This window comes from Ruegeria sp. BHSC026 (assembly GCF_059613065.1).
The window spans coordinates 1-21048 of record NZ_JBXWRV010000001.1; the positions used below are offsets into that span (position 1 = coordinate 1).

At 60.8% G+C, this 21048-nt stretch carries 23 protein-coding genes and 1 tRNA gene; 7 read left to right on the top strand and 17 right to left on the bottom strand.

Annotated elements, in window-relative coordinates; all coding sequences use genetic code 11:
- Positions 1-618: helicase HerA-like domain-containing protein (locus AC2FME_RS00005; RefSeq protein WP_496799270.1), on the bottom strand; the 618-nt coding region annotated here is incomplete at its 3' end.
- A 430-nt stretch (positions 619-1048) separates the two neighbouring features.
- Here AC2FME_RS00005 and AC2FME_RS00010 point away from each other — a divergent pair.
- Positions 1049-1642 carry an invasion associated locus B family protein gene (locus tag AC2FME_RS00010; protein WP_490360787.1) on the top strand — a complete coding sequence of 198 codons (594 nt, stop codon included), beginning with the start codon at positions 1049-1051 and terminating at the stop codon, positions 1640-1642.
- Positions 1643-1687: 45 nt separating this feature from the next.
- Here the strand turns inward: AC2FME_RS00010 and AC2FME_RS00015 are convergent, their stop codons facing one another.
- From AC2FME_RS00015 to AC2FME_RS00030, 4 genes are read right to left on the bottom strand one after another with little or no spacing between them, the layout of a single operon-like run.
- On the bottom strand, positions 1688-2896 hold the full coding sequence (locus AC2FME_RS00015; RefSeq protein WP_496799271.1) for a beta-ketoacyl-[acyl-carrier-protein] synthase family protein: 1209 nt from the start codon (positions 2894-2896) through the stop codon (positions 1688-1690).
- A 9-nt stretch (positions 2897-2905) separates the two neighbouring features.
- The gene (locus AC2FME_RS00020; protein WP_149774345.1) at positions 2906-3163 is read right to left on the bottom strand and encodes an acyl carrier protein; all 258 of its coding nucleotides are present in this window, start codon (positions 3161-3163) and stop codon (positions 2906-2908) included.
- Between the two features lie 32 nt (positions 3164-3195).
- Positions 3196-4287 (bottom strand): UDP-3-O-(3-hydroxymyristoyl)glucosamine N-acyltransferase, encoded by a 1092-nt coding sequence (lpxD, locus tag AC2FME_RS00025; protein WP_496799272.1) that lies wholly within the window; start codon positions 4285-4287, stop codon positions 3196-3198.
- A gap of 34 nt (positions 4288-4321) precedes the next feature.
- Positions 4322-5932 carry a L,D-transpeptidase family protein gene (locus tag AC2FME_RS00030; protein ID WP_496799273.1) on the bottom strand — a complete coding sequence of 537 codons (1611 nt, stop codon included), beginning with the start codon at positions 5930-5932 and terminating at the stop codon, positions 4322-4324.
- 343 nt (positions 5933-6275) lie between these two features.
- Here AC2FME_RS00030 and mepK point away from each other — a divergent pair, with 343 nt between their 5' ends.
- Positions 6276-6845, top strand: coding sequence for a peptidoglycan L,D-endopeptidase MepK (gene mepK / locus AC2FME_RS00035; RefSeq protein WP_496678339.1), 570 nt, complete (start codon positions 6276-6278; stop codon positions 6843-6845).
- A gap of 139 nt (positions 6846-6984) precedes the next feature.
- On the opposite strand, the gene AC2FME_RS00040 is transcribed toward mepK, so the two are convergent.
- The 10 genes from AC2FME_RS00040 to iscR form a co-directional block, all read right to left on the bottom strand.
- Positions 6985-7061 (bottom strand) — tRNA-Arg (locus tag AC2FME_RS00040).
- A gap of 77 nt (positions 7062-7138) precedes the next feature.
- The gene (locus tag AC2FME_RS00045; protein ID WP_496678338.1) at positions 7139-8359 is read right to left on the bottom strand and encodes a cysteine desulfurase; all 1221 of its coding nucleotides are present in this window, start codon (positions 8357-8359) and stop codon (positions 7139-7141) included.
- Between the two features lie 12 nt (positions 8360-8371).
- Positions 8372-8938, bottom strand: a complete 567-nt coding sequence (locus AC2FME_RS00050; RefSeq protein WP_496678336.1) for a Yip1 family protein — start codon at positions 8936-8938, stop codon at positions 8372-8374.
- Positions 8935-9420: a YIP1 family protein gene (locus AC2FME_RS00055; protein ID WP_496678335.1), complete on the bottom strand. Its 486-nt coding sequence runs from the start codon at positions 9418-9420 to the stop codon at positions 8935-8937. Before AC2FME_RS00055 ends, AC2FME_RS00050 begins: the two co-directional genes overlap by 4 nt.
- Complete coding sequence (sufD, locus tag AC2FME_RS00060; RefSeq protein WP_496678333.1) at positions 9420-10700, bottom strand: Fe-S cluster assembly protein SufD; 1281 nt, start codon at positions 10698-10700, stop codon at positions 9420-9422. The genes AC2FME_RS00055 and sufD overlap by 1 nt, the downstream gene beginning before the upstream one ends.
- Positions 10700-11455 (bottom strand): Fe-S cluster assembly ATPase SufC, encoded by a 756-nt coding sequence (sufC, locus tag AC2FME_RS00065; protein ID WP_496678332.1) that lies wholly within the window; start codon positions 11453-11455, stop codon positions 10700-10702. Before sufC ends, sufD begins: the two co-directional genes overlap by 1 nt.
- Before the next feature lie 48 nt (positions 11456-11503).
- Complete coding sequence (locus tag AC2FME_RS00070) at positions 11504-11701, bottom strand: hypothetical protein (RefSeq protein WP_496713544.1); 198 nt, start codon at positions 11699-11701, stop codon at positions 11504-11506.
- Positions 11701-13221, bottom strand: coding sequence for a Fe-S cluster assembly protein SufB (gene sufB / locus AC2FME_RS00075; RefSeq protein ID WP_496678328.1), 1521 nt, complete (start codon positions 13219-13221; stop codon positions 11701-11703). Before sufB ends, AC2FME_RS00070 begins: the two co-directional genes overlap by 1 nt.
- A gap of 18 nt (positions 13222-13239) precedes the next feature.
- Entirely contained in the window at positions 13240-14283 is a 1044-nt protein-coding gene (locus AC2FME_RS00080; protein WP_496678327.1) for a cysteine desulfurase family protein, read from the bottom strand.
- A 51-nt stretch (positions 14284-14334) separates the two neighbouring features.
- Positions 14335-14793, bottom strand: coding sequence for a Fe-S cluster assembly transcriptional regulator IscR (gene iscR / locus AC2FME_RS00085; RefSeq protein WP_496689335.1), 459 nt, complete (start codon positions 14791-14793; stop codon positions 14335-14337).
- A 179-nt stretch (positions 14794-14972) separates the two neighbouring features.
- On the opposite strand from iscR, the gene AC2FME_RS00090 reads away from it, so the two are divergent.
- The 5 genes from AC2FME_RS00090 (at position 14973) to AC2FME_RS00110 (ending at position 19704) form a co-directional block, all read left to right on the top strand.
- Positions 14973-15626 (top strand): alpha/beta hydrolase, encoded by a 654-nt coding sequence (locus tag AC2FME_RS00090; protein ID WP_490360388.1) that lies wholly within the window; start codon positions 14973-14975, stop codon positions 15624-15626.
- Positions 15626-15871 (top strand): hypothetical protein, encoded by a 246-nt coding sequence (locus tag AC2FME_RS00095; protein WP_490360389.1) that lies wholly within the window; start codon positions 15626-15628, stop codon positions 15869-15871. The genes AC2FME_RS00090 and AC2FME_RS00095 overlap by 1 nt, the downstream gene beginning before the upstream one ends.
- A 349-nt stretch (positions 15872-16220) precedes the next feature.
- On the top strand, positions 16221-16556 hold the full coding sequence (locus AC2FME_RS00100) for a DMT family transporter (RefSeq protein WP_496678323.1): 336 nt from the start codon (positions 16221-16223) through the stop codon (positions 16554-16556).
- 74 nt (positions 16557-16630) lie between these two features.
- A complete protein-coding gene (gene typA / locus AC2FME_RS00105; protein ID WP_496799274.1) occupies positions 16631-18448 on the top strand; it encodes a translational GTPase TypA in 1818 nt (605 codons plus the stop codon).
- A 302-nt stretch (positions 18449-18750) separates the two neighbouring features.
- Positions 18751-19704: a hypothetical protein gene (locus tag AC2FME_RS00110; RefSeq protein WP_496799275.1), complete on the top strand. Its 954-nt coding sequence runs from the start codon at positions 18751-18753 to the stop codon at positions 19702-19704.
- An 83-nt stretch (positions 19705-19787) separates the two neighbouring features.
- On the opposite strand, the gene AC2FME_RS00115 is transcribed toward AC2FME_RS00110, so the two are convergent.
- Both AC2FME_RS00115 and AC2FME_RS00120 read right to left on the bottom strand, forming a co-directional pair.
- On the bottom strand, positions 19788-20414 hold the full coding sequence (locus tag AC2FME_RS00115; RefSeq protein WP_496712058.1) for a transglutaminase-like cysteine peptidase: 627 nt from the start codon (positions 20412-20414) through the stop codon (positions 19788-19790).
- A gap of 346 nt (positions 20415-20760) precedes the next feature.
- Positions 20761-21048 (bottom strand): DUF1330 domain-containing protein, encoded by a 288-nt coding sequence (locus AC2FME_RS00120; RefSeq protein ID WP_490360396.1) that lies wholly within the window; start codon positions 21046-21048, stop codon positions 20761-20763.

Here is a 21048-nt window from a genome sequence, read left to right on the forward strand (position 1 = left end):
GAACAGGTTCGTGCCGCCCTGGTTCTCGAGCACCAGCAACCGGCGCTGGATCGCGCCGATCGAGGCTGTCGACACGTTGCCGTACCGCAGAGACAGCTGCGCGCGGTTTTCCCCGATCCAGACCAGCAGTGCCTGCAGGTCTTTCAGGTCAAGCAGGGGCATGCCCTCCTCGTCGGCGACGCGGAACGCGATGTTCAGGATGCCCTCCTGCGCCTCGCTCAGTTCCATCAGGCGCGACAGCAGCAGCGGCCCCATTTCGGAAACGGTGGTACGCACCGGGTGGCCCTGTTCGCCGAACAGGTCCCAGAACGTCACCGGACAGCGCTCATAGGCATAGTCCGAGAACCCGATCCGCGCCGCGCGATCCATGAAGGCCTGATGCAGCTTGTGATCGGGGCTTCCAGCCTTGGCCAGGCCAGACAGATCACCCTTGACGTCGGACAGGAACACCGGCACCCCGGCCTTGGAAAAGCCTTCGGCCAGGATCTGAAGGGTCACGGTCTTGCCCGTCCCCGTCGCACCGGCGATCAAGCCGTGCCGGTTGGCATATTTCAGGCGCAGGCCTTGCGGCTGCGCATAGTCTTTGCCACCACCGCCGATGAAAATTTCGTCTGTCATACGTTTTCAAACCCCTGAAACCTACCGATCTGAGGCCACCATACAAACTTAACCTTTGACTGCCATAGTTGATTTGCCATCCCTAATGGGATGCAAACTTCCTCCCTGTCGACTGGCTGTGCCTTCGGGCACAGCTTTTTTATGTCCGGTGGGGTTTTCTGTCTGATCCCACATTAAAAATCGACGATAGCAGTTGACCGCCGCGGCTGCCTCTCGTAACGTTCCCGCATAACTAAGTCGGCCAGTCCGACGGGGAGATACATCGATAGAAGGGAGCCGGACGAGCGGCTCCCTTTTCCGTTGATGATCATACCTGTACCAATCGGCGGAAATCCGTTTGGCATGCGCCGCCGGACGAGTTTTCCGCCTGACACCGCCGGTGTTGGATGCTAGACGAAGGCAAACGCTGTTTGAGCACCATGAGGCAGACATGATCAAGAAACTTCTTCCACTGACCCTGTTGGCGGGTGTCGCCCTGACCGGTTCGGCGCTGGCACAGGACGCATCGAGCGGGTCGGAAACCCCGGCCCCCGCCGGCTCGGACCTGGATCTGGGCGAAACCGGTCCGCGAGTGGGCGAACAGTACATCAAGGAAAAGTCCGGCGATTGGGAGGTGTCCTGCATCAAGGCGCAAGAAGGCAATGACCCCTGTGCCATGGTCCAGATCCTGAACGGCCCTCAGGGCGACCCGATTGCCGAGATCACCATCGGCAAGCTGCCCGAAGGCGGTGCCGCAGTCGCCTGGGCGAATGTCATCGTTCCGCTTGAAACCCTTCTGCAGGCGCAGTTGGCGATTTCGGTCGATGGCGCACCGCGCAAACTGTACAATTATCACCACTGCGTTCCGGTCGGCTGCGTGGCGCAGCTGGGGCTGACGCAAGGCGACATCGACGCGATGAAGGCCGGGTCGAAGGCCGTTCTGTCACTGGTTCCGGCCCGCGCGCCGGATCAAATCGTCAACATGGACATGTCGCTGTCGGGCTTCACCTCGGCCTTCGACGGCCTGCCGGTCAACCAGAACTGACCCGAACACGTTTGGATTGGGAAAGCCGCCTTTGGGGCGGCTTTTTCATATCCGCTTGAGGGCCAGCACCGCGTTCAGCCCGCCGAAGGCAAAGGCGTTGCTCAGAACGACATCTACCTTGGCTTCGCGCGCCTCGTTCGGCACCACGTCCAACGCACATTCGGGGTCGGGCTCTTCATAGCCGATGGTGGGCGCGATGATTCCATCGCGCAGCGCCATGATGCAGGCCAGAAGTTCCACCGCCCCGGTGCCGCCGATCAGGTGCCCGTGCATGGATTTGGTCGACGAGATCATAAGCTCGTCGGCATGCGGGCCGAACACATCGGCCACCGCGGCGCATTCGGTCTTGTCATTGGCGGCGGTTCCGGTGCCGTGGGCGTTGATGTAACCGACATCGCCGGCGTTCAGTCCGGCATCCTTCAAGGCTCCGGCCATGGCGCGCGCGGCGCCCTGTTTGCTGGGCATTACGATGTCCGAGGCATCCGACGTCATGGCAAAACCCGCGACCTCGCACAGGATTTCGGCGCCACGGGCGTGGGCGTGTTCGTATTCCTCGAACACGAAAACGCCGGCCCCTTCGCCCTGAACCATGCCGTTGCGGTTGGCGCTGAACGGGCGACAGGCGTCCTTGGACATCACCCGCAGCCCTTCCCAGGCCTTGACGCCGCCGAAACACAACATGGATTCCGATCCGCCGGTGATCATTACCGGCGCCGCCCCGCTGCGCACCAGCTGGAAGGCCAGCGCCATCGCGTGGTTCGAGGACGCACAGGCGGTGGAAACGGTAAAGCTGGGGCCCTTCAGGTTGTGTTCCATCGACACATGGCTTGCAGCCGCGTTGTTCATCAGCTTGGGCACCACGAAGGGATGCACCCGGTTCTTCCCGTCCTCGTAGACCGAGCGATAGTTGTCATCCCAGGTCGAGACGCCGCCCCCGGCCGTTCCCAGCACCACGCCCGACCGCGCCGCCAGATCTCCATGAAACGTGAGGCCCGCCTGATCGATCGCCTCCTTCGCGGCGGTCAAAGTGAACTGGGTAAAACGATCGTACAGCGACATTTGCTGCCGGTTGAAACGGCCCTCGGCCTCGAACCCGCGCACTTGCCCGCCGATCTTGATCGCCAGGCGTTCGACATCGCGGAATTCAAGCTCGGAAATCCCGCAGCGACCCTCGCGCATGGCCTCGAGCGTGTCGGGCACAGAGTGGCCCAACGCGTTGATCGTGCCCGCGCCGGTGATGACAACCCGTTTCATGGCCCCGTGTCAGACCTTTTCCGCCACAAGCTTTTCGATGCCGGCAATGATCGCCGCCACGTTCGAGATGTCGAAATCGCTGGCCTCGGGTTCATTGGCGTTGAAGGGGATCGAGATGTCGAACTCTTCCTCGATCGCGAAGATGCTTTCAACCAGGCCCAGACTGTCGATCCCCAGATCCTCGAGCGTGCTTTCGGGCGTCACGTCCGATGGCTCCAGCACGGCCTGCTCGGCAATGATTGCGATGACGCGGTCGCTGATGCTCATGTCATTCCCCTGATTGTCATGTTGGCGTTGATTTAGTCGCTCGGCGGCTGTTTGAAAACCGCCTTTTTCAACGCCTCGACGTCACGCGCGATGCGCGGCAGGCGGCGCTGTGCCTTGTAGATATCGGTATGCGTGGACATTTTCACGCCCGGATAGCCCATGATCACACGCCCGGCCGGCACGTTCGACAGGATCTTGGTTCCGCCGCCCGCGATTACCCCGTCGCCGATGAAGATATTGTCGACGACGCCTGTCTGCCCGCCCAGAACCACGTTGTTGCCGATCTCGACCGAGCCGGACACGCCGGTCTGGCCGCACAGCAGGCAGTCGCGCCCGACCCGGGTGTTGTGGCCCACATGCACGAGGTTGTCGAGTTTCGACCCGCTTCCGATCACGGTGTTGCGGATTGTGCCGTTGTCGACGGTGCAGTTGGCGCCGACCTCGACATCGTCGCCGATCTCGACCGCGCCCAACGAATGGATACGCAGCCAGCTTTGGGCCTTGGCGTCGCCGGCATCTCCCATCGTCTTACGCACGTTTTCAACGCCCGAGACCTCGGGCGTGACGAAACTGAACCCGTCGCCGCCGATCCGGGCGCCGGGTTGGGCGATGAAGCGGTCTCCGATCGCCGCGCGCGCGCCGATGCTGACCATCTCGCGCAGCAGACAGTTTTCGCCCAGAACCACATCCATACCCACATGGCATTGCGCACCGATCACGGACCCCGCGCCGATCCGCGCGCGCGGGCCGATGACGCAGAGCGGGCCGATCGAGACACCCTCGCCGATCTCGGCGGTCGGATCCACGACGGCCGAGGGATGCACGCCGGGCTCGACACCCTGCCCCCGGTCCAGCATCGTGGTGATGCCCGCCATCGCCATGCGCGGGCGGGTCACGAAGATTGCGCCCTCAAGGCCCATGGCCTTCCAGTCGGCGCCTTCCCAGACCACGGCACAACGCGCCGCACCCTTTGCCAGAGCCTCGGCATATTTCGGTGCCATCGCCATGGCCAGATCGGTCGGACCGGCGTCGGCCGGTTCCGCCGCCCGCAGGATCGTCAGGCTGGTGTTTCCTTCGGACGGCGCCCCCAGGGCGTCGGCAATCTGCTGCAAAGTAAACTGCATCGCGGGCTTCCTCGTGACAGGATCTGCCCCGTGATTACCCCTGAACGTCGGGCAGGACCACCCCCGCTTTTTGCAGCGCGTCCCAGATCTTGGCATCCCGGCCATAAACGTCGCGACGATACTGCACATCGCCCTTCGGCGCGATATAAGCAGTGCGGTAGATCAGATGCACCGGAACGGGCTGGTCTAGATCCACCTTTGTTTCCTTGCCGGTATTCAGGATCCGGTGGAAAAACGCCTTGGGGTCCTCTTCCTGCCGCGCCAGCAGCGCATAGGCGAACTCGAACGGTTGAGCCAGACGGATGCATCCGTGGGAAAAGGCCCGGACCTCCCGCGCGAACAGGCTTTTTTGCGGCGTGTCATGCAGGTAGATGTTGTATTGGTTCGGGAACATGAACTTGACCAATCCAAGGGCGTTGCTCTGCCCCGGCGGCTGGCGCATGGCAAAGGGAAAGCTTCTGGCCGAGAACTGGTTGAAATCTACGGCCCCGCGGTCCACCTGTCGCCCCCGCCGGTCGGTGATTTCCAGATGGCGTACGGCATTGGGGTTGGCCCGCAGTTTCGGCAGATACTCCTTGGTGATGATCGACCGTGGCACGTGCCAGCTGGGATTAATCACCATGTGTTCCATCTGATCCGAAAACTCGGGACTGCGGCGATCATGGGTGTTTTTGCCGATTACGGCGCGGGTTTCAAAGGTGACGCGCCCTTCGTCAACGATCTTGGCCGAGAAATCCGCCTGGTTGACCAGAATATGCCGCTCACCGCGATCAGCCGGCAGCCAACGCTCGCGCTCGAGCGCGACGATGACCGATTTCAGGCGGTCGGCGGGCGACCTGTTGATTTCGGCCACCGTGCCCTGCCCGGCGACTCCGTCGGGTTCCAGCCCATGCGCGCGCTGAAAGGCCTGCACCGCCGAAACCATCGCGTCATCGTAGACGGGGCTGGCCGTCGGCTTCATGAAGCCCATCGAAACCAGCCTGTTACGCAGTTTCAAAACCCCGGCCCCGCTTGCGCCGCGTTCGTATTTACCGTTGGGTACGGTCGGCCCCCAACCTCCATGGCGGATCAACTCCTGCAGAGCCAGCTTCTGCTTCATAAGAGCGCGATATTGGCTGGATCGTGGGGCAAGTTGCGATACGTAAGCTCCTTCGTCATCAGCCAGCATGGCCGACAGGTGCTCGGATGCCGGTCGCACGGCCACGGGACGCACCAAGCCGTCGTCGATCTCGGACGGGCGCAGAACGCCCGATTGCACGTCGCGTGCGTACCGGACAAATGCGAGGCTGAGCGCCGCTTCGACCGCACCAAGTTCGCGAGGCGTCCGCGCGTTCTTCATCCGCGCCAGCAGGCCTTCGACGTCATAGGTTCCGGTTGGCAGGCCGTGTAGATGCGCCGAGGACAGGGCCTTGATAAGCGCCGTACGCCGCGCGACATACTCGGGCCCGTCACCGACCCAGATCGAAGAAAACCCATTAGACCGATAAAACGCGGCGATTTCGTCCTGGCGAAGCGTGCTTTCCGCAACTGCCATCCGAAATGCGGTCTGTACCGCGTCCTGTGCCGTGGCCGGGGTGTGCCCAACCGCAAGCACGAGACCGGCAACCATCAGCAACCGACGTGTTTTCCCATGGATGAAATTCATTCCGTACCTCAATTCAATCAACAACTTGCGCAACCATTTCCCGAGCCGTCCAAGTATTGGTCAGCGGGTGGCGAATTGTCCATTCACAAAGCCCGGATCGGGCGGATCGGCTTCGGCGTGATGCGCGCTTGCATCTTTGAGGCATCGAAACACGCAAGCGGGTGAATTTTGCATCACGTGCGCAAAAATTTGCCGAAAATTCCCCGTGGCGTACCTGCGACCCAAAGACTTCTTGGCCACCGAATCCCGGTGTGGCATACATTTCGGCATCTGGGATGGAATTAAATTAAGAAAGCGCGCGTAACATCGTGTGCAGGCAGGAACAGTACGGGACGAACACGAAATGACCAAGAGCAGTGCATCGGGAATCACCCGGCGTGCCCTTCTGGGCGCATTTGCGGCAACGGCCGTAACCGCAGCACCGACCTACGCGAATGCAGCAGGATTTCTCCGCGGTGGCGGTGACATCCGTCGCATCCGCATGTATTCCGGGCGCACCGGCGAACGCATCGACATGATCTACTGGGTCGATGGGAAATACATCAAAGACGCCGTGAAAGAGATCAATCATTTCATGCGCGATTGGCGCACAGATCAGTCTACCAACATCGACCTGCGCACCATCGACATCATGGCCGCCGCACACAACCTGTTGGACGTAAATGAGCCTTACATGCTTCTTTCGGGCTATCGGTCGCCGCAGACAAATGCGATGCTGCGCCGCCGCTCGCGAGGTGTCGCGCGCAATTCACTGCATATGAAAGGCCAAGCTGCGGATCTGCGACTGGCATCGCGCTCTGTGTCGCAGATGGCCAAAGCGGCCATGTCCTGCCGTGCCGGCGGTGTTGGTCAGTACTACCGCTCGAATTTCGTGCACATGGATTGTGGTGACGTCCGCACTTGGCGCGGCTGAAGCCACAGCCCGGTGTTCCACCTGCCACCCCGGAGCCCCCGCGCCCGGGGCTTTTTGTTTTGCCCCCCCGCCCATTCGCCATACGAGACGGCAGGGGCACGCGTTCCGTTTCCGGATTTGCTATCATGGTTCTCGGAAGTGGCGCACCTGAGAGGATTCGAACCTCTGGCCTCTGCCTTCGGAGGGCAGCGCTCTATCCAGCTGAGCTACAGGTGCGTTGGCCGTTAGCTAACCTTGTTCCGATCCGGGTGCAACCGGATTTTGCACGGACCGGAATGCAATTTCCGGCCGGATCAGGCAAATAGATCATGCGCCAGTTCCAGCGCCTCGACCAGAGTGTCGACCTCGTCCTTTGTGTTATATAGGCCAAAGCTGGCGCGGCAGGTTGCGGTGACGCCCAGGTGATCCATCAACGGTCCGGCGCAATGGTGGCCGGCGCGGACGGCGACGCCTTTCTTGTCCAGAATTGTCGACACGTCATGCGCATGACCTGCGCCATCCAGCGTAAAGCTGAAGATCGCCGCCTTGTCCGGCACGGTTCCCTGCACCTGCAGCCAGTTGAGCCCACCCAGCCGCTGCATGGCATAGTCACGCAGGCCCGCCTCGTGCGCGGCTATGTTTTCCATGCCCAGATCCATCATGTAGTCCAGCGCGACACCCAAACCGATGGTCTGCACGATACCCGGCGTTCCGGCTTCGAACTTCATCGGCGGATCATTGTAGATCACTGCCTCCTTCGAGACCTCCTTGATCATGTCGCCGCCGCCAATGAAGGGGCGCATTTCCGCCATCCGCTCGGACTTGATGAAAATGGCACCGGATCCAGAAGGCCCATACAGTTTGTGCCCGGTGATGGCGTAGAAATCACAGCCGATGTCCTGCACGTTCACTGGCATGTGCACCGCGCCCTGGCTGCCGTCGACCAGCACGGGCACGCCTTTGGCATGGGCGCCTTCGGTGATCGCCTTGACGTCGACCACCGTGCCCAAAACGTTCGAGCAATGCGTAACTGCCACCAGTTTGGTCCTGGGCCCGATGGCGTCGATCACGGCCTGCGGGTCCAGCGCGCCGTTGGCATCCACATCCACCCATTTCAGAACGACACCCTGGCGTTCGCGCAGGAAGTGCCAGGGTACGATATTGGCATGATGCTCCATGACGCTCAGAACGATCTCGTCGCCGGCCTGCATCCGCGGCATGGCCCAGCCATAGGCAACCAGATTGATGCCCTCGGTAGTCCCCGAGTTCAGCACGATCTCGTTCTCGTCGGCCACCCCAAGAAACCGCGCGACAGTGCCGCGCACGGCTTCGTATTTCTCGGTGGCCAGGTTCGACAGATAGTGCAATCCGCGATGCACGTTCGAATACTCGTGCGCATAGGCGTTGGTGACCGCATCGATCACCACCTGGGGTTTCTGCGCCGACGCCCCATTGTCGAGATAGGTCAGGGGTTTCCCGTTCACCTGCCGCGAAAGAATCGGGAAATCAGCGCGGATTTTCTGGACATCATACATGGACAAGATTCCCTAGACCGGCCCGCTGGGGGTCATCATCAGAACGAACGGAATAGCCAGCAGCCCCGAGATCAGAATCACCACGAAGGATTTGCCCAACGAATGAAACTGATGCGCCTGATTCACGAAATGCAGGCTGATGTACAGGCTGTACAGGCTCATGGCGAGGACCAGCATCAGAAACATCGCGGGCATCACCAGAACCACCACGAAGATGATCAGCTGACCCAAAATCTGTAGAAATTGCAGCCAGATCATCAGAACCATGATCCCATCCAGACTGGCGGTTCCGCCCAACATCCGCCCGACAAATAGAAAGGCGAAAATGCTCAGCGCCAATGCCCCGGCCGAAGTCGCCAACGACTGCACGACCGGTTCAAAAGTCATGCTCAGCGACGGATCCAGCGCCGGGAAGACCAGCGTCGATGCTGACTGCGCCAAGGCGTTCAGAACCACGACCAGCGCCAGTGCGATCCACAGCACTTCGCGTGGAGGAATGGACGCCAGCAGCCGACGCGCGGCCTCGGCCGGATTGGCGAGGGTCAGAATGGCGAGGTTGCCCAGAAAGGCGCTGTTCATGTTGCAGTCCTCGATGCCTGTGCCAGACCCGAAAACCAGAACCACACGAAAACCGCAACCCAAAGCAGGCCGGCCCCCGTCAGTACCGGACCGGGGCCGATGAAGCCGGCAATCAAGCCATTCAGCAGAACCAGTGGCGACGACGCCAGAAGCGCCCAGAACAACGCAACCCGCGCCCTGTAGGATGTGATCGGCGCGCCCAGCAGCCGGGCGATTCCGCCGGATGCCCACGCAAGAGCGTAGAACATTAGCGGCAGCATAAATACCGAGCCCAGCAAGGCCCCGCCCATCAGCATGTTCAGATCCAGCCCCTCAAGATGGGCCCGACGCGCCAACCCCGGCAACTGGGCGACAAAGCCGATCACGCAGAAGGCCATGACGAAGACCAACGCACGGTCTTCGCGCGGACCCATCTCCAGAAGACGGCGCACCACGCGGCCGGGGCCGCGATAGGTGGCAACGATATCGGTGGTCACCGGCATCAGCTGTGCCGCGCCAACCAGCCTTCCAGCCGCGAGACGATGTCCTCGGCCAGCGCTTCGTCTTCGATCTCTTCCACGGCTTCGGCCAAAAAGGCCAGCGTCAACATATTCGTTGCGTCCTTGGCCGGAACCCCGCGCGAGCGCAGGTAGAACAGTGCGGTCTCGTCGATCGCGCCCGAGGTCGACCCGTGCGAACAGGCCACGTCGTCGGCATAGATCTCAAGCTCGGGCTTGGCGAGAAATTGACTGTCATCATCCAGCAGCAAAGACTGGCTGATCTGGTAACCGTCGGTCTTCTGGGCGCCTTCCTTGACGAGGATCTTGCCTTGGAACACGCCGGTCGCGCCGTTGCGCAGAACCTTTTTGAACACCTGGCGGCTTTCGCAGTGCACCGCGTCATGGGTGATGAACACCGTGTCGTCATGGTGGAAGTCGCCATCGCCCACACAGGCGCCGGCCACATGAGCCACCGCATCGTCGCCAGTCAGCTCAACCACCTGTTCATTGCGCGTCAGCACGCCATTCACGGTCAGGGTGAAAGATTTATAGACGGACTCCTTGCCCAGCCGGGTGAACATATGCGTAGCGGCGCGGCGCTGATGATCCCTGCCCTGCGCCCGCACATGGTGTAGTGTGCCGCCGTCGGCAATGTCGATCTCGATGCACTTGTTGAACCGCGAGGCAGCAGGACCATTCTCAAGGATTGTCACCTCGGCGCCGCTTTCCACGCGGATCACGTGGTGCAGGATCGCATCCGAGCTTTCGGATTCGTGGCGATAGATCAGGCTGATAGGCTTGGACGGCTTACCGGTCACGTGGATCGCCACGCCGTCCTGCGCAAAGGCGGTGTTCAGAGCCGCCAGCGGGCGCTGAACCGGGGTCTGGCCCCGCTCTTCGAGTACGCCATACAGCTGCTTGGCCCAATGGATGTCCTTGCAGCATATATCCTCAAGCCGGTCGATGCTCACGCCTTCCAGCGTCAGGTCATCGCTGTCCTCGGGGCTGAACACACCATCGACGAAGACGATCTTCAGGCGGTCGAACCCGTCAAAGACCATCGGCTCGTCGGTGTGGAACACCTCGGCCGCCGGGGCCTCGGGCGAGTTCAGCGTATCGGGACGCGTATATTTCCAATACTCGTCGCGCCGCCCGGGCAGACCCATGGCACGCAGTCGGGCCAAGGCCGCCTCGCGTGCCTCGCGGGTGCAGCCGGCTTCGGGCATGCGCAGCGTGGCCAGCCGCGCCTCGGTCGCGGTTTGTTTCACGTCGGGCAAAGCCATCAGTTCACCTCGGCAAGAATGTCGGCGTAACCGTTGTTTTCAACTTCCAGCGCCAGCTCGGGCCCGCCGGTCTTAACGATCCGGCCATCGGCCATGATGTGCACCACGTCGGGTTTGATGTGGTCCAGCAGGCGCTGATAGTGCGTGATCACCAGGAACCCGCGGCCTTCGTCGCGCAGCGCGTTCACGCCCTCGGCCACCAGCTTCATCGCATCCACGTCAAGGCCCGAGTCGGTCTCGTCCAAGATGCACATCTTGGGCTCCAGCATCGCCATCTGCAGGATTTCGTTGCGCTTCTTCTCACCACCCGAGAAACCAACGTTCACGGGGCGCTTCAGCATGTCGGCGTCGATTTTCAGCGACTTGGCCTTTTCGCGCACCAGCTTGAGGAAATCCGCAGCAGAGAGTTCTTCCTCGCCGCGCGCCTTGCGCTGGGCGTTCACGGCGGTGCGCAGGAAGGTCATGTTGCCCACGCCCGGGATCTCGACCGGGTACTGGAACGCCAGAAACAGACCCGCCGCGGCGCGCTCTTCCGGCTCCATCTCCAGCAGGTCTGCGCCATCCAGCGTGGCCGCACCCTCGGTCACCTCGTACCCGTCACGGCCCGACAGCACATAGCTGAGCGTCGACTTACCTGAGCCATTCGGCCCCATAATTGCATGTACCTTACCGGCCTCGACCGTCAGATCCACGCCCTTGAGGATCTGTTTTTCCTCTTCCTCAAGCTTGACGTGCAGGTTCTTGATTTCCAGCATTTTTTGTCCTTTTGCGTATCGTAGGGACGCGCCGGCCCCAATCTGTTCCTATCCCGGCACTCTGCGCAGCAACCGCGCCGCGATCCATCCCAGGACCGCCCCGCCGCCGATCGCCCAGACCGGGTTGATGAAATCGGTGTAGTTGACGTTGACATAGGTCGCGCCCAGCAAGCCGCCCAGAACCGGCAGCGCATAAAACGCTGCGGTCAGGACATCACCCCTGCGGTTGCGCGGCGAGCGGGCCATCAGCCGACCGAGCCTTCCAGCGAGATCGCGACAAGCTGCTGGGCCTCCATGGCAAACTCCATCGGCAGCGCCTGCAGCACGTCCTTGCAGAACCCGTTGACCACCAGCGCCACGGCCTCTTCCTCGTCCATGCCGCGCTGACGGCAATAGAACAGCTGATCCTCATCGACCTTCGAGGTGGTGGCCTCGTGCTCGACCCGGCTGCTGTTGTTCTTGACCTCGATATACGGAACGGTGTGCGCCCCGCATTTATCGCCGATCAGCAGGCTGTCGCACTGCGTATAGTTCCGGCTGTTCTTGGCCTTGGGGTGCATCGACACCAGCCCGCGATAGGTGTTCTGGGCCTTGCCCGCGCTGATGCCCTTGGACACGATGCGCGACTTGGTGTTCTTGCCCAGATGGATCATCTTGGTGCCGGTATCGGCCTGCTGGTAATTGTTGGTAATGGCGATCGAGTAGAATTCGCCCTGGCTGTCATCGCCGCGCAGGATGCAGGACGGGTATTTCCAGGTCACGGCACTGCCGGTCTCGACCTGGGTCCACATCACCTTGGACCGGTCGCCCCGACAATCGGCGCGCTTGGTCACGAAGTTGTAGATGCCACCTTTGCCGTTCTCATCGCCCGGGAACCAGTTCTGGACGGTCGAATATTTCACCTCGGCGTCTTCTTCTACGATGATCTCGACCACCGCGGCGTGCAGCTGCGCGGTATCACGCTGCGGCGCGGTGCAGCCTTCCAGATAGGACACGTACGAGCCCTTGTCGGCGATGATCAGCGTCCGCTCGAACTGGCCGGTGTTTTCGGCGTTGATGCGGAAATAGGTGCTCAGCTCCATCGGGCAGCGCACGCCGGGCGGCACATAGACGAACGACCCATCCGAGAACACGGCCGAGTTCAGCGTGGCGTAGAAATTGTCCGACACCGGAACCACCGAGCCCAGGTATTTTTTTACCAGTTCGGGGTGTTCTTTGATCGCCTCAGAGATCGAGCAGAAAATGACGCCGGCCTTCTTTAGCTCGGCCTGGAACGTCGTGCCAACCGAAACCGAGTCGAACACCGCATCCACGGCGACCTTGCGGCCCTCGGCCGGGGCATCCTCGGCACCTTCGACGCCTGCCAGAATCATCTGCTCTTTCAGAGGGATACCTAGCTTTTCGTAAGTAGCCAGCAGCTTGGGATCGACCTCGTCCAGCGACTTGGGCTTGGTCTCCATCGACTTGGGCCGCGCGTAGTAATACTGGTCCTGGAAGTCGATTTCAGGATAATGGACCATGGCCCATTTGGGCTCTTCCATCTGGGTCCAGCGCTCGAAGGCCTTCAGACGCCATTCGGTCATCCACTCGGGCTCTTCGTTCTTTTCCGAGATCAGTTTGACGATATCGGGGTTCACGCCCTTGGGCGCATACTCCATCTCGATATCCGTATCCCACCCATATTTATAGGTTCCGACCTCGCGCACCGCGTCAACGGTTTCCTGATCGACACCTTCTTTTACTTGGGTCTGGTCCAAAGCGGCCATGTTCCACCCTCCGTCAGATCACGCGGCCCGCGCGCGATGCTTTTTCTCTTTTTCCAGCCACGTTTCGGCGAAACGCAGCACGTCTTCTTCACTCGTCTCGGGGCCCAGCGAAACGCGTACCGCGCTGGCCGCCGTGGCCTCGTCATATCCCATCGCAGTCAGTACCGCGCTTGCCCTTACCTTACCGCTGGAGCAGGCCGACCCGGCGCTGATCGCAAAGCCCGACAGATCCATCTGCATCACCTGCGTTTCGCCCTTCCAGCCGGGCGTCGCAAAGCACAGGGTGTTGGGCAACCGATCCTGATCTTTCCCGACAAAAATAGTAGATTTAGAACCAGCCTCAAGAGCCTTTTCTAGAATATTTCTAAGTTCTGCAACCTTTTCCCAAACTCCGTTTGCCAGATCCCGCGCCGCCGCTTCAGCCGCAGCGCCGAACCCCGCGATTCCAAGGACATTTTCCGTCCCGGACCGGCGCCCCATTTCCTGGCCACCGCCCTTGATCCGGGCCTCCAAATCGGTGCCGCGTTTCATGACCACGGCACCAACGCCCTTTGGTCCGCCCAGTTTATGCGCCGAGACCAACGCCATCTGCACATCCAGCCAGTTGAAGGCGATGGGCAGTTTCCCAAACGCCTGCGTTGCATCGGTGACGGCCAGACCCTTGGGCAAGGCCTGAATGATACCGGTTTCGGAATTCGCGAGTTGCAAGGTGGAACGGGCCGGGTCGGCCACGTTGACGGCGCCTTTACTCGACACCGGCAAATCTTCGACGATCCAGGCCCTTACGGCATCATGTTCGATCGCCGCGCCATGCAGGTCGCGGCCTTCCAAGGCCAGCGCCGCCCCCTCGGTCGACCCAGATGTGAACACGATATCGGCCCCATCAGCCCCAATGGCCGCCGCCACCTGCGCACGCGCCTTTTCGATGATCGCCTTGGCCGCACGCCCCTCGGCATGGACCGAGGACGGGTTCCCGCAGACATCCATCGCCGCGATCATCGCGTCGCGCGACTCGGGGCGCAGCGGGGTCGTGGCATTGTGATCCAGGTAAACACGTTTCATGGAGTCACCTTTTCCGGCAGGCGTTCAGGTTGCATGGCCTGTCTCATCCGATCAATCATCCACGACAGAAAACAGGCTAGGCACGGCCGGACAAGGCGCCAGTTCGTTCTCGATGACATCCGACAGCCGGGTCTGGTGCAGAAAAACGTAGACATGGGCGCTCAGGCTTTCCCAAAGGCGGTTGGTCAACGACTGCGCCCGGCTGCCGGAAGACGCCCCAGACGCCCCAGCGCCCTTGTGCATGGCGTCCACGGTCTCATCGACGGCCGACAGAATCTCGACTACGCGAATTTCAGATGCTGGCCGCGCCAGACGATAGCCGCCGCCCGGCCCGCGCACCGATGCGACCAGATCGGCGCGGCGCAGTTTGACGAACAACTGTTCCAGGTAAGGAAGCGAGATGTCCTGACGCTCGGAAATCTCACCCAGCGTCACCAGGGTGTCGGCGGGCTGAAGCGCGATGTCGGCCAGCGCAACCATCGCATAACGACCTTTGGTGGACAGCTTCATTTCCTCGATCCTTCCGGCGTGAACCGCGTGAAAACATTGACGTCGCCGCAGTCAATGCGTATCTCCGTCGGACAGCGTGTTCACGCTGCGATACTCAATTAGAACCGTTCTAAGGTGCCTGACGATAACCGTCAAGTATATCGCGGCGCCCGCGAGAAAAAGACAGGACAACCGCACACATGCCCGAGGTGATTTTTCCCGGACCTGAAGGCCGCCTGGAAGGCCGCTACCACCCGCAGAAGGAAAAAGACGCACCGATCGCCATCGTGCTGCACCCGCATCCCCAGTTCGGCGGGACCATGAACAACAAGGTCGTCTACAACCTGCATTACGCGTTTTACAACATGGGCTTCACGGTCCTGCGCTTCAATTTCCGGGGCGTCGGCCGCAGCCAGGGCGAGTATGATCAGGGCGTGGGCGAGCTCAGCGATGCCGCGGCGGCGCTGGACTATCTGCAGTCGATGAACAACAATTCGAAACACTGCTGGGTCGCAGGCTTTTCCTTTGGGGCCTGGATCGGCATGCAACTGCTGATGCGCCGGCCCGAGATCACCGGCTTCATCAGCGTCTCACCGCCGGCCAACATGTATGATTTTTCTTTCCTCGCGCCCTGCCCCTCGTCGGGCCTGATTATCAACGGCACCGCTGATCGTGTGGCGCCGCCTGCGGATACCACCGCGCTGGTCAACAAGCTGCACGAGCAGAAAGGCATCACCATCACCCATACCGAGGTGGAAGGCGCCGACCATTTCTTCCAGGGCGAACACATGGATACGTTGATCACCAACGTCACCGACTATGTGAAACGTCGCCTGACCGAGAACACGCGCTGATGTCGGATACCATCACCACCTTGGCCGCCAAACTGGCCGAGGACACCATGAAGGTCATGGACGAGACAGGCCACGACCGTTTCTATGTCGAGGTTGGCGAAGTGCTGGGCGCGGCCTCGCAATCGCTGGAAGAGGCCTTCCTGACCGAGATCCGCGTGCGCCTGGCCGAGCGCAAGGCCCGTCAGTTTGTCATCCGCAAGCTGTCGGAACATCGCGCCAAATTGAAGGCCATCGAAAAGAAATAAGCCGCAAAAAAAGGAGCCCTCGGGCTCCTTTTTCATGGTCGCATCGCGATCAAATCTCAGTTTTGCTTGACCTCTCAGCCAAATAGGCTGCGTCGGTTTCGACGGACCCCCCGTCAGCAAGCCACCCAGTCGCCGCAATGAGTGCCGAAGCACAAAGGACGAACTTGACAAAAGTCGTCATCTGAAAAACTCGTAACAAAAACACCAATAACTATCACTACGATACATCAACTCACCGTTTGTCATAGTCTGGATTACCTGACCTCTGCGTCAACCCACGTCCCGGCCCTTGCCAGATCCGTTCCGGTTGTGGTCAACCTTCGCAAACTTCGAAACAAGGTGCCGCCTCATGCCCAAAGCCTATCTGATCCTTCTGCTGGCCGTCGTCGCTGAAACCATCGGAACCACGGCCCTACAGGCCAGCCAGCAATTCACGCGGTTTTGGCCTTCGGTTCTGGTCGTGGTCGGCTATGGTGTCGCCTTCTACCTGATGGCTTTGACCTTGAAGGTGATGCCCGTTGGCATCGTTTATGCCATCTGGTCCGGGCTGGGCATCACGTTGATCGCCCTGATCGGATTCCTCGTTTTCGGACAGCGGCTGGATTGGCCTGCGGTGCTGGGGCTGGCGATGATTCTGGGCGGAATCCTCGTCATTCATCTGTTTTCGCACACGGCGGTGCATTGATCTCGCGTTAGGGCTGGTAACTTGTGGCGTCCCGCGTTATGCGCGCGGCAACTTCCCGTTCAAAGGCTGACTTCATGGACCTGCGCAACATCGCAATCATCGCCCACGTGGACCACGGCAAAACGACCCTGGTGGACGAACTTCTCAAACAATCCGGCGCGTTCCGAGAGAACCAGGCCGTGGCCGAACGCGCCATGGACAGCAATGATCTTGAACGCGAACGCGGCATCACCATTCTAGCCAAGGCCACCAGCGTCGAATGGAAGGGCACGCGCATCAACATCGTCGACACCCCCGGCCACGCCGATTTCGGCGGGGAGGTCGAACGCATTCTCAGCATGGTCGATGGCGTCGTGCTGCTGGTCGATGCCGCCGAAGGCCCGATGCCCCAAACCAAGTTCGTGACCTCGAAGGCGCTGGCGCTGGGGCTGCGCCCGATCGTGGTGCTGAACAAAGTCGACAAGCCCGATGCCGAGCCCGACCGCGCGCTGGACGAGTGCTTTGACCTGTTCGCCAACCTCGGCGCCGACGATGACCAACTGGATTTCCCCGCCATGTACGCCTCGGGGCGGTCGGGCTGGGCCGACATGGAACTGGACGGACCGCGCAAGGATCTGTCGGCGCTGTTCGACCTGATCGTCGATCACGTTCCCGCCCCCAAGCAAATCGCGCGCAAGGATGAACCCTTCCGCATGCTGGCAACGACCTTGGGCAGCGACCCGTTCATCGGCCGCATCCTGACCGGCCGTGTCGAAAGCGGCACGCTCAAGGCGGGCGATGCGCTCAAAGCGCTTAGCCGCGACGGCACCCTGATCGAGAATTTCCGCGCCACCAAGATCCTGGCCTTCCGCGGTCTCAGCCAGCAACCGATCGACGTGGCCGAAGCGGGAGACATCGTGACCATCGCGGGCATGAGCAAGGCCACCGTGGCGGATTCGTTGGTGGCCCCGCACGTGACCGAGGCCCTGCCCGCCCAGCCGATCGACCCGCCCACCATCACCGTCACCTTCGGCATCAACGACTCGCCACTGGCGGGGCGTGACGGCAAAAAGGTCCAGTCGCGCGTCATCCGCGACCGCCTGATGAAAGAGGCCGAATCCAACGTGGCCATCCGCGTTACCGACACTCCGGGCGGCGAAGCCTTCGAGGTTGCGGGTCGAGGCGAATTGCAGATGGGCGTTCTGATCGAGAACATGCGCCGTGAAGGCTTCGAACTCAGCATATCGCGCCCGCAGGTTCTGTTCCGTGAGGAAAATGGCCAGCGGCTGGAGCCGATCGAGGAAGTCACCATCGACGTGGATGACGAATATTCGGGCGCCGTGATCGAAAAGATCACCGGCGCGCGCAAGGGCGAACTAGTCGAGATGCGCCCCGCCGGTGCCGGCAAGACCCGCATCATCGCGCATGTCCCGTCGCGTGGGCTGATCGGCTATCACGGCGAGTTTCTGACCGACACCCGCGGCACCGGTGTTTTGAACCGCGTGTTCCACGGCTGGGCGCCGCACAAGGGCCCGATCCCCGGCCGCCGGGCCGGCGTTCTGATCTCGATGGAGAATGGCCAAGCCGTCGCCTATGCGCTGTGGAACCTCGAGGAGCGCGGCCGCATGTTCATCGGCCCGCAGGCTGATGTGTATCAAGGCATGATCATCGGTGAGCATTCGCGGGACAACGACCTCGAAGTGAACCCGCTCAAGGGCAAAAAGCTGACCAACGTGCGCGCCAGCGGATCGGACGACGCGGTTCGGCTGACCCCGCATGTCCAGTTCTCGCTGGAGGAGGCCATCGCTTATATCGATGACGATGAACTGGTCGAAGTGACCCCGAACGCGATCCGCCTTCGCAAACGATTCCTCGACCCCCACGAACGGAAGCGGATGGCCAAATCCGCCTGATCCGAACGGCAAACCGACCTGACTCGGAAGCAATGACGTCAGCTTGACGTCATTGTTTCCGCTCTGATTTCGTTGGGGAAAAACGAAAAAGACACGCTTTCCCCAACGGCCATTTGTTTCAACTGTACTTTTTCGGGAACACGGTCTGAATACTCTCCCGTCACCCTGGCCTGAACCTTGCGATTGTGGCGCATCGGGGGTGTAATCGTGGCGTGAATGTGGCGCCGATTCTGTATGCTCTGCCAAGCCGTGGCATCGCAGTTGGCGTGTTTTTTGAGTAACCAGTGCCGAGGAGCTTGGTCATGGTAGTATTTTCCCGCGTTTTCATTGTTTTTTCACTTTTTTTCACGTCCGGGATTTCGGCCGGAACTGAGGCAAGCGCGGCGTGTACCGTGAAAACAGCTCGTCAATCAGGGGCGTCCGCTCAAGTACTGTGTGAATGCGATCAAGTCACAAGAAGTATGCTGAGATACATCCAGCGCCGCGCGGACTTTGAACAAATTCTGACGAGGCTAGGAGCCGAATGTCCGCAACTTGCCGTGCTCTTAACCGATATACCGACAGCCTCGATCGGCGTTCAACAACAGAAAAGTGGCGACGGACCGTCCGAACCTGAAACTGGCAGCTCTGGCGCGCAGGGGGCAAGCACGACCGTTGGCAATGGTGGCATCACCGGCGGTGACGATGGGGGCAATACCGACGGCCGCGATGGGGGCAATACCGACGGTCGCGACGGGGGTAATACCGGCGGCGGCGATGGGGGCAATACCGACGGCGACGGTGGGAGCAATTCCGGCGGCGGCGATGGGGACAATACCGACGGTGACGGTGGGGACAATACCGACGGTGACGGTGGGGGCAATACCGACGGCGACGGTGGGAGCAATACCGGCGGCGGCGATGGGGACAATACCGACGGTGACGGTGGGGGCAATACCGACGGCGACGGTGGGAGCAATACCGGCGGCGGCGATGGGGGCAATACCGACGGCGGCGATGGGGGCAATACCGGCGGTGACGATGGAGGTTGCACCTGTTCAGGCCCCCCGGACGCCGACGACGACAAGCCTGATCGCGACGGAAAAGGCAAGAAAAGCGGAAAAGGTACAAAGGGCGACAAGGGTGGAAATGGAAAAAATAGTGGAAACAAGTCCGGCGGTGGTCGCAAGGGAAGCACGGGCAACAATGGTGGTGGCAATGGGCCCGAGGGAAGCAGCCCAGGCCAAGGCCACAATGCTAATAACGACGAGAGCTGACGGGGCTTGAACTCGGATGCAGGGCTTCAATTTGAGGCCTTGCATTCAACCATTTCGTCAATCGATTCGCGCCAGACGCAAATTCAGCTGCGCCGAAAAACCCCGACCCAACGATGGGGTTGATTGGGATCTTGCATGCGCAGGAATAGGTACCTAGTCGATGCCCACGGCTTGATCTGGTTGGTTTGATTGTCCAGAATCATATCGCCGCGCGGCGACCGATAGACCAAAACCGCATGGCCCCGGCGTCTCGTGTCCAGTACGGTCGCGATAAGAAGCCGCTTGGGATCAACGCCAGCTTCGATCAGGTTTCTCTTTTTCAGCAGAACGAAGTCTTCGCAGTCCCCACCCAACTTTGTCGGCAGCGCCCATTTTTCCTGCAGCCGGTATTGTGACTGGTCAGAAACCTCCCTGGTCGAGGCGTTCACGTGGCGATTGATCTGCTTCACGACCAATAACTCTCGGTGACCATCAATCGTTCGGCTGGATCCTTCCGAGCATGCCCAACTGTATCGTTGGCAGAGTTGAGACGCGCCCGATGGCGGCTGAGCAGGGGTGGCCCCGGTAATGAAAGCGCTGTCAGCCAAGGCTGTGGAACTGAACGCCGCCATGGCAACAGCCGCCAAAATACCCAATGCGCGACACCGACCAGCCGCCACTACAGGTCCGGATCGCAATTTCAGTGCAGAAGATTGGGTCGCCTTCTTCATCTCAACCTCCGGATCCTGACAGCACACTGGTCACCGGATGAAAATCTAGGTGTCTGCAATCAACTAAGTGTCATGCAAATACCCAAACACGGCAACCTTCCGCCAAATTCGGGTCGAAAAACGGCGAAAATCCGTCTGTCAATCAGGCAATTTGGGATCAAGATGATGGCAGAAATGGGCATCAAGAGGCCGGCAGGCCGTTTATCGCTAGGCGCGAAACGCCGGCATTTGCGGGTGGCGCAAAATCCTACTCAGCCCCACAAACCAAGTCAGTTAGCGTCGCAAGACACAAGGTTTGCGTTGTCTGGACGTTTGAAAAGGGCGGCCCGTGCCTCGGGCCACCGGGTCATTCGGTCGTTTCGACCACGATCAACTCGCGTTCACTTGCCCCGCGCGCATGATCCAGCGCCTGCTGGTATTCCGGCGAGTTGTAGCAGGCCACCGCGTCTTCGACAGACGGGAACTTGGCCACGACATTGCGCGGCCGTTCCTTGCCCTCAAGCTGAACGTACCGCCCTGCCCGGGCGATGAAATGCCCGCCATGCTTGGCAATTGCAGGGCCTGCCAGTTCGGCATATTTTCCATATGCTTCGGCATCGGTTACCGTGACATGAGCAATCCAGAGTGCAGGCAT